The organism is Eudoraea algarum (assembly GCF_050589645.1).
GTDB lineage: Bacteria > Bacteroidota > Bacteroidia > Flavobacteriales > Flavobacteriaceae > JBNGOQ01.
In genome coordinates this window covers 353,768-368,169 of sequence record NZ_JBNGOQ010000005.1, presented here as the reverse complement: position 1 = coordinate 368,169, position 14,402 = coordinate 353,768, and the positions used below count along the sequence as shown (strand labels likewise).

Here is a 14,402-nt window from a genome sequence, read left to right as displayed (position 1 = left end):
ATGCCCCCTCTTCCCTGGAATAATGGGTAGATGCAGACCTAAAACGTAAAGGATTTGTAGACAGGGCATAAAACCGGTTTAAAAATGAACATCCGCAAAGGTACAGTACCCGTATCGCCCGCGGAAGGAGTAAAATAAACTTTTTAACTAACTAAAAACTATGATTTATGACCACCACATTATGTAAAGGTTTTGTGCTGATGGGCGCTTTTTTTTGGGCCGCATTGATTCAGGCACAGCATATATCCGGGACCGTTTCCGATGAAACCGGGCCCTTGCCGGGAGCGAACGTACTGGTAAAAGGAACTACACAAGGTACTCAAACAGATTTTGACGGGAAGTATACCATCACTGCCGATTCCGATGCCATCCTGATCTTTAGCTATATAGGCTTCAGGACCCAGGAGGTTCCTGTGAATGGGCGTTCCACCATCAATATTATCATGGAGGAGGACGCCAACAAGCTCGATGAAGTAGTTGTTACGGGATATGGTACCCAATCCAAAAGGGATGTGACCGGGGCAGTAACCAGTGTAGACACAGAAGAGCTGTTGGCCATTCCGGCAACCACCTTTGCCCAGCAATTACAAGGCAGGGCCGCTGGTATCAGTATCGTAAACGATGCCAGGCCGGGCGGTGAGGCTACCGTACGAATCCGGGGTTTCGGTACGGTTGGAAATAACGACCCTTTATATATCATTGATGGGGTACCCTCCCAATCCCAGTCCAACCTCAATCCGAACGATATTGAATCGCTACAGATCCTAAAAGACGCCTCGGCCGCCTCAATATACGGATCTAGGGCCGCCAACGGCGTCATCATTATCACAACCAAAAAAGGAAAACTGGGTAAGCCCACTATTACGTATAACACTTTTTATGGTATACAATCGTCCGATAGGGATGTGGAAGCCCTCAACGCCAAAGAGTTGGGACAGTACCTGTATTTTGCCGATTTGTATGCGGGCAAGGTTCCCAGTCATGGACAATATACCTTTGGCCCCAACGGAGAGGTATCCATACCCGATTACGTCTTCCCAAGTGCGGGAATGGAAGGTGATCCCGGTGTGAATCCAAGCCTTTATGCCCTTGAAGAGGGCAACATCTATCCCATTACCCGCTCCGCAGATACGAACTGGTGGAAGGAAACTACCCGCTCCGCGCCCATTTTAAATCACAATATATCGGCATCCGGAGCTACACTACATGCCCGCTATGCATTTAGTCTGGGCTATTTTGCACAAGAGGCCATTACCCGATTTTATGGATACAATAGAATATCCATAAGGGCAAATACCGAATTCAAGGTTTTGAACGATCGACTCACTCTTGGGGAAAATTTTACGGTCTCTTTCGACAATCAAAAAGGTACCTTCAATAACGATCAGGAACAAAATACGGTTTCCGGGGCCTATAAGCACCATCCTCTATTGCCCGTTTACGACATTACAGGTCATTTTTCCGGAAGTAGAGGGTTAAACCTAGGAAATAACTTCAATCCCTACGCGGTCTTGAAACGAAACGAGGACGATAGAAGATACCGATTACGGGTTCTGGGCAATGTATTCACCTCCTATAAATTGTTGGATAATCTGGAAATCAAAAGCAGCTTTGGTGTCGATACCCGAGTACAGCGAGAACGCGATCTAGGCCGGCCACAGCCCGAATATGTGGAAGGAAATTTCATCAACAGTTCTACGGCACGTGAGGAATACGAATACCAATGGACCTGGACCAACACCCTGAACTTTTCAAAAACGTTCAACCAGGTACACAATTTTGATGCCTATGTTGGGGTAGAATCCATTCAGCAGTTTGAAGAGCGTTTTGGCGCCAGTAGACAACGATTTGCGCTTGAAACGGTCAATATATTGAGCTATCTTGATTTGGGGGACGCCACTACATCTACCAATTATGGTCGTGTAGAGCAGGATTATTCATTATGGTCACAGTTCGGTAAATTAAACTATGACTATGAGGGCAAGTATTTGGCACAGTTCATCCTCAGAAACGATGCCTCATCCCGATTTCAGCAGGCGTCCCGAAGTGCGATCTTTCCGGCATTTAGCCTTGGATGGCGTATCAGTGACGAGAAATTCATGGAACACCTTGGTTTTATCGACGATATGAAAATAAGGTATGGATGGGGACAAACGGGCAACCAACAAATTGGGGATTACAATGCCTTTACCACCTATAGATATGATATCCTTACCGGTGGTTATCCCATTGACGGTTCCACTTCGGCGCCTACCATCGGTTTCTCGCCCCAAGCCTTTGGGAATCCCAATGCGAAATGGGAGACGACTACCTCCAACAATATTGGTCTGGATGTGGCGCTGTTCGATAACCGGTTGACGCTTAACCTCGATGTATGGAACCGGGTAACCACAGATATGCTCTTTAGGGTACCGGTTACCTACACCGCCGGTCAGGCCAATGAGCCTTCTTTCAACGTAGGCGGGTTGACCAATAAGGGTTTTGACATTGGGCTGGGCTTTTCCGACCAAAAGGGGGATTTTAGTTACAGTATCAATGCTAACCTTTCTGCCTATACCAACCATGTGGACCAACTTGATGAGGATGAGAACACCCGTTTTTTTGGGCGTTCCACAAGAGTACCCGCCCTTACGGTGACCGAGGCCGGTTCCCCACTGTCCTCCTTTTATGGATTCAAAACCTTGGGTTTGTTCCAGACCCAGGCAGAAGCGGATGCCTGGCCAGAATACGGGGATTACAACGCTCCGGGTAAATTTAGGGTAGCGGACATTAACAACGACGGTGTGATCAATGATGATGACCGTACGATTATCGGAAACCCTCACCCTGATTTTACCTATGGTATAAATATTAACCTAAGCTACAAAGCTTTAAGTCTAAACGTCTTTGGCAATGGATCTCAGGGCAATGATATTTACAATTACGTACGCTACTTTGCTGATTTTAACACCTTCCAGGGCAACCGTTCCAAAAGGGCATTGTACGAGGCATGGCAGCCCACCAATCCCAGGGCGGACCCCAAAGATTGGGTAGCCGCTAATCCCAAGGCTACCGCCCCTATTATGGATGCCAATGATCAGGTGAGCAGCAGGCCCTCTTCCTATTTTATCGAGAATGGCAGTTATTTCAGGATAAAAAATGTACAGTTGACCTATGCTTTCCCGGAAAAACTGCTCGACCCCCTGGGCCTTTCTGCCGTGCAGGTCTATGTCCAAGGCCAGAACCTATACACTTTTACCAAATACACCGGCCTAAACCCGGAGATACAGACAGGAACCGAAAATGATGCTACCCTGGGATTTGACGGTGGCTTTATGCCGGTTTCCAGAACGTTTACATTAGGTCTTAACGTCACCTTAAATTGAATAAAAAACACCCGAATATCATGAAAAATACGATTTCTATATACATCACGACCATAATATGTGCATTCCATTTCATAGGTTGCAATGAGGAATTCCTGGACCGCCAACCGGAGGGTCAATTTAGCGAGAACGATGTGGCCACATCTGAAGGTGTAGAAGGCATACTGCTCGGTGCTTACAATTTGGTGAACGGCGGGGGGCTTACCGGTCAAACATGGCACAATGATGCCCAGAACTGGGTCTTTAACCTAGCCTCCGATGATGCCCTAAAAGGTACCGATGCCGGGGACCAGCCGGAGCAGTCCTTTATAGAGGCCTACGATTTTCAATCCTTTAACAGGCATATTAGGGATAAATGGAGAGGGCTCTACAAGGGGGTAGCGGCCACAAACAACGTTATAACTACCCTGGAAAGAGTAGAAGATATCAATGAAAACCGAAGGGCACAGATTGTGGCCGAAGCCCAGTTTTTAAGGGGATTCTTCCATTTTGAGGCGCGCAAAATGTGGCGAATGCCCACCTATATCAGTGATGCCGATTTTGAGCTAAATGACCTTCAAAGTACCAAGGTGCCCAATGATCGGGAAATCTGGCCTTTCATAGAAGCAGATTTCGAGGCCGCAGCCGCCGTACTGCCAGATACACAGAAGGAAGTAGGGCGCCCTACTAAATGGGCGGCCCTGGCCTTTTTAGCCAAGGCCAAAATGTATCAGGGATGGGATAGCAATGGTGCGGTAAATGTGGCCAAACTAACAGAGGCAAAAAAACTGTTGGACAATCTCGTAGGCTCGGGCATGTTCTCCCTGGTACCCAAATTTCAAGACAACTTCTTGGTGGCCACCCGTAATAATGCAGAATCCATATTTGAGGTTCAATATGCTATAAGCAGTGCCAGCGGCGATGCCTCCAATCGGGGAGTAGGCCTGGCACATCCCTATACCGATCCATGGGGCTGCTGCGGTTTTTACCAGGTTTCGCAAAATCTGGTCAATGCGTTTAAAACGGAAGCTGGCTTGCCCTTGTTGGATACCTATGACGAAGTGGATGTCACCGCCGAGGTGGATCCCAAAACCACTCATTCAACCTATATAGGACCCTTGGATCCAAGATTAGATCATTCCGTAGGCCGACCCGGGATACTTTACAAAGGGTTTAAGATCTACCAAACCGATTTTGTAAGGGACCTTTCCTATGCCGGACCCTTTTTTAGCATGAAACATGTGGCCGAACCCGAGGCATTTGGAGAAGGCGGCTGGGGCAACCTCTCCGCCAACAATTATAGAATCATGAGATACAGCATGATTTTACTTTGGCTAGCCGAGGTAGAGGTAGAAATCGGGAGTTTGGAAAGGGCCAGGGCACTGGTGAACATGATCCGCAAAAGGGCTGCCAATCCCGATGGTTTTGTTCCAAAGGCCGCACAGGGGGATGAAAGAAACGATTTCACCGTCGAGGAAGGCACACCGGCAGCAAATTATCGTATTTCCACCTATAATACACCATGGACCGATAAGGTTATGGCCAGGAAAGCGGTTCGCTTTGAGACCCGTTTGGAATTTAGCATGGAAGGGCATCGTTTTTTTGATCTTCAGCGCTGGCGTACCTCCGCTGAGGTCCTTAACGCGTATCTACAGAGTGAGTCCGTTCATCGCACTTACCTAAAGGGCAAGTCATTTGCCAAAGGCAAAAACGAATATTTCCCGATACCGGTAGAAGCTATTGACAGGTCAGCGGTCAATGGTCAACCCACGCTGACGCAAGATCCGGCGTATTGATCTAGAGCACATGCCCCTAAACATAGCGGGTAAAACCAAAAAGACCATGGCTTTGATACCCATGGTTTTTTTGTGTTTTTTTAGGCCGTTCTTTTTCGAATTTAAAATACCTTTAAGGTCATAAAAACAAATACCAAAATGCCATCCTTGGCGGTATGCCGTTGCATATAAACACGTTATTGACAATGAAAATCTTTTGCGCTTCCCTTTTAATTTGCATCCTTTTGACCTCCTGCACGGATAAGGAGGCTACCCTTTTCAAAAAACTGCCTTCAAGCCAGACCGGTATCACGTTCTCCAATACCATCGTGGAGACCGATAGCTTTAATATTTTGACCAACGAGTACATTTTCAATGGCGGAGGTGTGGCCATCGGCGATTTTAATAATGATACAAGACCCGATATTTTTTTTACCGGGAACCAAGTGCCCAACAAACTCTATCTGAACAAGGGCGATATGAGGTTTGAGGATGTTTCCATTCCTTCGGGAATCGGGGCTCCTGACAAATGGAGTACGGGAATGGCCGTGGTGGATATCAATGGGGATAGCTGGCTCGATATCTATGTATGTGCCGCCATGTTGCCCGGCAAGGCCCAAAGGGCCAATATGTTGTTCGTACATCAGGGTTTGGATGAAAAGGGAGTTCCAAAATTCAGGGAAATGGCCGACGAGTACGGTATAGCCGACACCAGAAACAGTATGGGGGCCACCTTTTTTGATTACGACAAGGACGGGTTCTTGGACTTGTATGTCCTGAACAACGAAATGCTACAGACCGTACCCACCAATTATCGTCCAAAGATCAATGATGGTACCGCTGTAAGCAACGATCGCTTGTACCATAACAATGGAGACGGCACTTTTACCGATGTTACCCTGGAAGCCGGAATCACCATGGAAGGTTATGGCCTGGGCATTGCAGTGGCCGATCTAAATTACGATGGGTGGCCTGATCTCCATATAAGCAACGATTATATTACCAATGATCTACTCTATATCAACAATCAGGACGGCACGTTTTCCAATAAGATCAAAAGCATGTTGAAACATCAAAGTAAGTTCTCCATGGGATCGGATATCTCTGATTATAACAACGATGGCTATTTGGACATTCTTACCTTGGACATGCTGGCCGAGACCAACTATCGGATGAAGACCACCATTGGCAATAATAACTACATCAATTATGTGTTCAATGAAAAGTGGGATTATGAATACCAACACGGCAGAAACATGCTCCACGTGGGCAATGGCCCAGGAGTGCCCTTTAGTGAAATAGGGCTCATGGCCGGAGTGGCCAGAACAGATTGGAGCTGGTCTCCCCTTTTTGTTGACATGGATAACGATGGCCTAAGGGACTTGCTCATTACCAACGGGTTTCCGCGCGATATTACCGATAAGGATTTCGGTGATTTCAGTTTAAGTGTCCACCGGTATTTAAGTCCGGAAAAGATCCTGGATTGCATCCCGGTCGTCAAAATTCCAAATTCGGCTTTTAAGAACAGGGGCAATGGGCTTTTTTCCGATACAAGCAAACACTGGGGGCTCAACATTCCCTCGTTCTCCAATGGAGCGGCATTTGCCGATTTGGACAATGATGGTGACCTGGATTATATAGTGAACAATATCAACGAAGAGGTCTTTGTTTTTGAAAGTACCCTGGCAGCTTCACAAAAGGATGAAGCCCGATTTCTACGCGTGCAATTGGAAGGACCGGAGTTCAACGCCATGGGGCTCGGTGCCAAATTGGTGGTGCGGTACGGGGAAGACCAGTTCCAATACCATGAGCACTACCTGACCCGGGGTTATATGTCCTCGGTCGGGACCTGGGTACATTTCGGTTTGGGAAGTCATGTGCAGGTAAGATCGTTGGAAGTCCTTTGGCCGGATGGGGCCTATCAAAAAATTACCGGTCTTAGCAGCAACGGAATGCTAAAGGTACACCATAAGGATGCGCAACAAGTGGATCGTTCGCTGCTGTCCTTTCCTCTGGTGACCAAAGCATTTAAACCCATTTTTGAGGAAGTGTCAAGGGAGTTGGGCATAGACTATGTACACAGCGAAAAGGATATCGTTGATTACAACGTACAGCGTATCCTGCCCCATAAACTTTCCCAAAACGGTCCGTGTATAGAAGTGGGCGATCTCAATGGGGATGGGTATGAAGACTTCCTTGTTGGAAGTTCTGCCTCGTATTCTCCCATGCTGTTTTTTCAACAGGCCAATGGTACCTTTGTTCAAAAACCTTTGTTTTCGGAAAAAGCGGATAAAGGATTTGAGGAAGAGGGCATAGCGCTTTTCGACCTGGAAAATGATGGTGACCTAGATCTGTATCTCCTTTCGGGCAGCAACGAATTTTCCTTGGACAGCGGTCTGTATACCGATCGGTTGCTGATCAATGATGGTGCGGGCAATTTTACTTCAAGCCCCGACAAGCTACCAAAGATCAGTGCCAGTGGTTCCGTGGTAAGAGCCCATGATTTTGACCAAGATGGTTTTACAGACCTTTTCGTGGGCGGTAGAACACCCATCGCGCAATATCCCATGGCAGAAAAAAGCTTCCTGCTTAAAAATAATAAGGGCATACTGGAAGATGTTACAGAACAAATGGCTCCTGATTTAAGGAGGGTGGGAATGGTAACCGATGCCCTCTGGGCCGACGTGGATGCCGATGGCAACTCCGATCTCGCCGTCGTTGGGGAATTCATGCCCATAACCTTTTTTAAAAACCAGGGAACCGCTTTCAAAAAACTACAGGAAACGGGTCTGGACAGTGTCCTGGGATGGTGGGAGAGCATCCGTGCTGCAGACTTTGATAAGGACGGAGATCTGGATTTTATAGCCGGAAATATGGGTGCCAACAATTTTTACCGGCCTTCCAAGGAAAGACCGGTTACCCTGTTGGCAAAAGACTTTGATGCCAATGGTAGTATAGACCCCGTGCTGTTTGCCTACTTTAAGAAAGACCGCGAAAATTACGAATCGTTTCCCGTGAGCTTCTGGGGCGACCTGTTTGGGCAAAGTCCGCTGTTTCGGTCAAAATTTAACTTCTACGACGAATATGCCAAGGTCACACAGCACGACCTTTTCACAAGGGAAGAACTCAAAGGGGTCAAAACCATGGTGGGTAACTACGATAGAAGCAGTTATATCGAGAATTTGGGAGATGGGAAATTCGGACCCACTGCCCTGCCCCTAGCCGCACAAATAGCCCCGATCAATGATCTATCGGTCACCGATTTTGATAACGATGGAAATCTGGATCTGCTGCTCATTGGCAATGATTATGGCAATGAGACCTTTATAGGCAGATATGATGCACTCAATGGGCTCGTGTTAAAGGGAAATGGTACCGGCGGATTTACCACGGTCGGGACAAGGGAAAGCGGTTTTATGGTTCCTGGAGATGCAAAGGCCATAACCGAAATTAAGAGTGCGCATGGCAGCTCTCTGTATCTTGTAACTCAAAATAGAGGTCGCATATTGGCCTTTAGAAAAGTGGAATAACGCAGCATATTTATTGATTTTCTACCACTTGTTATAGCTTAAGGCCCACTTATTACATCAGTCTTTTTTTCCTCCCCTTCAATTCCGAGCTTTGGCCCGGAAGAATATCTCCTAGTAGTGCTTTGCCCAACACAAGGGGAAAGCTGGGGAGAAACGAGACCTATGATCAGACCAATGCCCCGCATCGCAAAGACCAAAATTTTTACCTATACCACATTGCTTTGCGCAGCAGGCATACTGTTTTCCGAAATCGCATCTGCCCAAACAAAACTCAAAGCAACTTCCCTTTCGAAAAGGAGCCATGCCCAAGGTTTCTACATGGAGGTCCGGGGCGGCCTTTTGTTTTTTGACGATACCAAACTCCATGTGGATCGCCTGGAACAAGTCTTTGGCAAGGGAGCCCGTAGTGACTTCGATACCAAACCAGGCCGACTACTGGAAATGGCGGCAGGACATAGCCTTGGTCCCTGGTTTCGTTGGGAAATCAGTGGTGGCCACCTACGGAGTGCCCTGGAAGACTATAGGTTCCTGGTCGGTGGACGGGTCGTAAAACCCAAAGTGGATGGGACCATCGGAGGACTCTATGGGTTGGGCAATCTGTACTGCGATCTCTACCCTTCCCTGATCGGTATCAGGACGGACCAACTAGCATTCGTTCTCGGTGGTGGTATAGGTCTCATGGATACGGCCCTGGAAGCTCAACTGGACGGAGCCCGGGTAATCAAGGATTCTGATACCGTAGTTGCCTATCAGCTAACGGCTGGGGTGTCTTTTCGTACGGATCGGACCCTTGTCCTTTCTGCGATGTATCGGTGCCTCGCTGCCAGGAGCCCTAGCTTTAAAAGCGAAGATTCGCGTTTAGGAAGGGCACACGTGGCCTTTAAGAGCCACAACTTACTACTTGGAGTCAGGTTTACCTATTGAGCTGTTCTGGTATTCATCTTTTCATCCGACAGGCGACCGATTTTTTATTTGGTATACACTGCTCGTGTATAGGTCTATTCACTATTTTTATGCTCCTAGTGCATTCCATGGAACTTTTAAAAAAACACGCCGCCCTAGCCTTGCTATACTTTATGCTAATAGCGCTGTTTGGGTTACTGCTGCGCCTGTTTCAACTGGTGGATATCCCTGTGGTCTATAAATATATGGTGCATACCCATTCACATATTGCCTTGTTGGGCTGGGTATATACGGCCCTGACCACCCTGCTTTATAAATTGTATTTGGACCATGCCGGAATAGCGCGGAAGTATCGGAAACTCTTTTGGGGTACCCAGGTCACCATCATAGGTATGCTACTTAGTTTTCCGTTTACGGGATATGCGCTGTTTTCCATACTCTTTTCCACACTTTTTTTGATCGCGTCCTATGTCTTTGCCCGACTTTTTTTCAAGTACACCTCTATAGAACAGAAAGAGACACCTTCGTACCAATGTATTCGAATGGCCCTATGGTATATGGTATTGTCCAGCCTTGGTCCCTGGGCCTTGGGTGCCATAATGAATACCGCGGGTAGCAAATCTCCCCTATATCGAAATGCCATTTATTTTTACCTGCATTTTCAGTACAACGGCTGGTTTGTCATGGCCTTGTTGGGAATTTTCCTTAAGCTGATCGAGCAAAGGGGGATTGCCCCGCCCAAGAAATCCTTTGCCCAATTTTTCTGGCTTTTCAATGGTGGCATAGTGGCAACTTTTGGTATTTCCCTACTCTGGATGGAGCCCCATATGGGTATTTATCTTGTTTCGGCCTTAGGCGCATTGATGCAGTGCCTGGCTTTTGTAATCCTCATAAGAAGTATAGGTCCCTTCTGGAATAAATTATCCGGCATGGGCCCACCACTAGTTTTTTGGTCCTTAAAAATTTCGGCCTTGTTGTTTTTGGTCAAATTGGTTCTTCAATTTTTTGGTTCCCTACCCCCTATTGCGGCCCTGGTCATGTCCAATATCGATTTTGTCATCGGGTATTTACACTGGACTTTTTTAGGCGTGGTGAGCATAGCACTTTTTGGTTTTTTACGGTACTTTAGGTTGATTGGGCTTTCCAAAAAAGCACTGTTGTTCTACCTGATCGGCTTTGGTCTTACAGAAGGGCTTATTTTTTATAAAGGTATTGCCGTTTGGAAGCAATTGCCTTTGCTTACCGATTATTTCTGGTATCTGGCCCTTGCCAGCGGTGTGCTGTTGCTTGCCATTGGCATTATCCTGGGCCTTCAATTCAGTAAACGTGTTGGTTGACAAGTCTTCGGAGATTCAAAAATATATGGTTCCCGCTACCGACGGGAAAAACAGTAACTTTAAGGCCGCTTGACACGATATATTAACGGGACATCAAAAAACAGCCGCTACAGCGGATAAAACTTAAAACAAAAGATGAAAACAACCATCCCAAACTATATTTCCCTCTTCCTAGTGGTACTCCTAACAGCCTGGGGTACTAGGGCCCAGGAGGCTAACTTTAGCTGTCAAAATTTGGTATACGGACACCTTGGTCAACTACTTGGGGAATGGAGCGTACAGACCAAGGACAGAACCTCTCCTGGAAACTATGAAACCAACCAGGGCAAATCAAAAATAACGGACCTCATCAGTGGTTGTGGAATCAAAGAATCCTTTAGGGGAACATATAGGGGCAAAGATTATGCCCGGGAAGTACTAATCATTGGCAAGGACTCCACCGGTGTCCAAATGTCCATTTTGGACTCGGAGCACAATTCTTTTTCAATTTTGGATGGTGAGATCAGCGATGGTAAGGTAGTAGTTTACTGGTATCGCAATAAAGAGGTGAAAAGGCTGCAATCCAGATACCTACTAACCGTCCAGAGTGCCAAGCGATTCGAATTTTCGTCCTATTTGTCAACGGATTATGGGGAAAATTGGGCGCTTACCCACGAAAGAATTTATACCCGGATCGAATAAGTGTTGCTGGTAAGGTTGTGCTATATGGCAATCCTTTCCCTAGCTAAAACAACATGGTCTTCCTGTGGTATAAACTGGTCATATTTCTCTGCGCTAAACCCTTATGGATGGCATAGGTGCTTGGTAATCCATACCGCGCTTCTAGCTTTGATGCTTGATCCTTTCATACAATTTCACCAAGGACTGTAGCAGTTCCAAAGGGGTAGTCAAAATTTGGTAGTGGTTTTGCCCAAACATTTGCGGCAAATAATATTTGGCCTCGGCCTCTATGGCCAGGGCATACGAATTAATTTGCCGTTCGTTGAGCTCCCTTAAGGCCTGTTTTATGTCGTTGATGCCGTAGGCACCCTCATACCTGTCATAATCATTGGGCTTACCGTCCGAAATAAGGATGACCCATTTGTTCTTGGTATTTCTTGCGTCCAAGAGCGCACCGGAATGGCGCAATGCAGGACCAATACGGGTGTAACCGCTGGGTTCTACGGTTCCTATCTTAAACTTGGCCCTACTCCATTCCTCGTCAAAGCCTTTCATTGTGATATAGGTAGAATGGTTCCTGGTCTTGGAATAAAAGGCATTGATGGAAAAGTCTATATGGAACTCTTCCAATATTTCACCGAACAAAATGGAAACTTGTTTTTCGACATCTATGATTCGGTTGCCTGCGGCATAGGCATCACTGGAGAGACTAACATCCAACAGCAATAAAATGGAAAGGTCCTTTTCTTTCTTTCGTTTCGAAAGGTATATTTTTTCGAGAGGCGTATGGCCCGATTTAACGTCTACCAGCAGATCGGTAATGGCATCCAGATCAAACTCCTCCCCTTGTGTTTGTCTACGTTGTTGTCTGTATTTATTGTTCACTGTGGTGAGCATTTTGCGCAGGCCCAATAAGGTGGAGCGGTTTTTGGAAAGGGCCTTTTTGTAATAGTCCACATCTGTTTTTAAGATGGTTTTAGGGTAGACTTTGCAAAAATCTTCCCGGTACCTACGTTTCGCATAATCCCACTCATCATAGTACACAAAATAGCCGCTGTTATTCTTTTCCGCACTCTCGGCTATGGTAGTATTCTCCACAAAATCGGCCTGGTATACTGAATGTGCGGTATCATCCACTCTCACCGTATATTTCATGTTTAGATCTTCCAGGGCATTGGCATGGTCTTCCAATTCGTCTTCTCCGTCCATATTCCTAAAATTTCCCCCAAATTCATCCGCAGTTTCCACCTTTTCGAATTGATGTTGTAAAACCGCATCCTCGACCTGTTTTTCATCTACCTGAACCGAAATGATTTCTTCCACGGCATTGGCTTTTAATATGGTTTTGGGTTGATCCTTGTCAGCCTTTTTAACTTTTTCCGAAAAATCGTTTAAACGGCCCTTCTCGGGTACCTCGGCGGAATTGCACATCCATTTTCCGTATATAAATGAAAAATCGGAAAGTGCTCCGGTCTTGGTTTTTTCGGAATAGTGCCGAAGGAACTTTTGGTGGTATTTTTGCGTGATAGGAAATTCCTCGAACAAACGTTCCAATACCATTTGTGAACTGTCAAGAGCCCGTTCCCTGGATTCCTTGATGGGGTGTTCCAAGGCATCTTTCCAGTTCAGATCCAGATTCTTTTGAAGGGCTAGGTATAGGACGCGGAACAGGTAAAACGATACATTCTCTTCCAGAGTGGGGAAGGCAGAAAATTTTGTGGGCAGGAAAAAGTTGTCATTTTTATAACCTCCCTCCCTTTCAGCGGCATAGATAGTTATGGGCCTCCCCGTAATGGCGCGGGCCAAAATAGTTAAACGGGCGTTCATATCACTCAGTTTCGCTACATGCGCCAAATTCGCTTCCTTTCGTTTTTGGCGCCGTTTGAAATAGTGGGCAAACTTGGTAAAGATATACTCGTCCGGTTCAAATTCGAACATAACATTTCGTATTGCTAGATCATTAGGTCACACAGGTCATTAAGCGCGTTGATGACTTCCTCATCATCCGTAAGCGGTTCCACTACGGCTACATGTACGGCCAAACGCTTGGGCAGGCCGGTTCGGATCAATTTTGCGGCATCCACCAACAAACGGGTGGAAACGGTTTCTGCCAACCCCAATTCGGTCAGGTTCCTGATCTTATTGGCAATGTTTACCAATTTTTTCGCATCCGCGGAAAGTATTTCGGTTTCGTTTATGAGTATTTCCGTTTCGGCCTTGGCTTTCGGATAATTAAAGGTAACGGCTACAAAACGCTGTCTGGTGGAGGGTTTCAATTCTTTGAACCCGCGTTGATATCCGGGATTGAAGGAGGCCACCAACATAAAATCGCCATGCGCCTTTATGGTCTGTCCCAATTTATCGATAAATAGCTCGCGCCGGTGATCGGTAAGCGAATGAATGGCAACAATAATGTCCGGTCTTGCCTCGGCAATTTCATCCAGATACAAAATAGCACCGGTCTTGACTGCGATGGTGAGAGGACCGTCCAACCATACCGTTTCGGCTCCTTTGATGATATACCGCCCAATCAAGTCAGTGGATGATGTTTCCTCGTGACAGCTCACCGTAATCAGGGTTTTCCCCAATTTGTGGGCCATGAATTCAATAAACCTGGACTTTCCCGTACCGGTAGGTCCTTTTAACAAAAAGGGGATTTTATTTTGGTACGCATGTTCAAAAACGTCCATTTCCTTTCCGATAGGTCGGTAGTAGGGCTTTGGTTTTAAGGGTGGTATCGGTTCCCTTTCTTTTTTTTCTTCCAATGTCTTTAGCATTACATCCTATTTTTTAATTAGAACAAGTTTTAAAAAGCAATACCATAGGGTATGCCGGTTAGGCATGAGCAAGGCA

8 protein-coding genes are annotated in these 14,402 nt (G+C 46.4%); 6 read left to right on the top strand and 2 right to left on the bottom strand.

The window, feature by feature from the left end:
* The first annotated feature begins 167 nt into the window (after window positions 1-167).
* From ACRD67_RS19950 to ACRD67_RS19925, 6 genes are all read left to right on the top strand, one after another.
* A complete protein-coding gene (locus ACRD67_RS19950) occupies window positions 168-3,365 on the top strand; it encodes a SusC/RagA family TonB-linked outer membrane protein (RefSeq protein ID WP_430969055.1) in 3,198 nt (1,065 codons plus the stop codon).
* A 20-nt stretch (window positions 3,366-3,385) separates the two neighbouring features.
* On the top strand, window positions 3,386-5,140 hold the full coding sequence (locus ACRD67_RS19945) for a RagB/SusD family nutrient uptake outer membrane protein (protein WP_430969054.1): 1,755 nt from the start codon (window positions 3,386-3,388) through the stop codon (window positions 5,138-5,140).
* A gap of 185 nt (window positions 5,141-5,325) precedes the next feature.
* Window positions 5,326-8,649: a VCBS repeat-containing protein gene (locus ACRD67_RS19940; protein WP_430969053.1), complete on the top strand. Its 3,324-nt coding sequence runs from the start codon at window positions 5,326-5,328 to the stop codon at window positions 8,647-8,649.
* Window positions 8,650-8,811: 162 nt separating this feature from the next.
* Entirely contained in the window at window positions 8,812-9,573 is a 762-nt protein-coding gene (locus ACRD67_RS19935; RefSeq protein WP_430969052.1) for an outer membrane protein, read from the top strand.
* 107 nt (window positions 9,574-9,680) lie between these two features.
* Window positions 9,681-10,889: a hypothetical protein gene (locus tag ACRD67_RS19930; RefSeq protein ID WP_430969051.1), complete on the top strand. Its 1,209-nt coding sequence runs from the start codon at window positions 9,681-9,683 to the stop codon at window positions 10,887-10,889.
* A gap of 135 nt (window positions 10,890-11,024) precedes the next feature.
* Window positions 11,025-11,570, top strand: a complete 546-nt coding sequence (locus ACRD67_RS19925) for a hypothetical protein (RefSeq protein WP_430969050.1) — start codon at window positions 11,025-11,027, stop codon at window positions 11,568-11,570.
* 141 nt (window positions 11,571-11,711) lie between these two features.
* Here the strand turns inward: ACRD67_RS19925 and ACRD67_RS19920 are convergent, their stop codons facing one another.
* Together ACRD67_RS19920 and ACRD67_RS19915 are read right to left on the bottom strand one after the other, a co-directional pair.
* Window positions 11,712-13,487, bottom strand: coding sequence for a nitric oxide reductase activation protein NorD (locus ACRD67_RS19920; protein ID WP_430969049.1), 1,776 nt, complete (start codon window positions 13,485-13,487; stop codon window positions 11,712-11,714).
* A 14-nt stretch (window positions 13,488-13,501) separates the two neighbouring features.
* The gene (locus ACRD67_RS19915) at window positions 13,502-14,326 is read right to left on the bottom strand and encodes a CbbQ/NirQ/NorQ/GpvN family protein (protein WP_430969048.1); all 825 of its coding nucleotides are present in this window, start codon (window positions 14,324-14,326) and stop codon (window positions 13,502-13,504) included.
* Window positions 14,327-14,402: the final 76 nt, after the last annotated feature.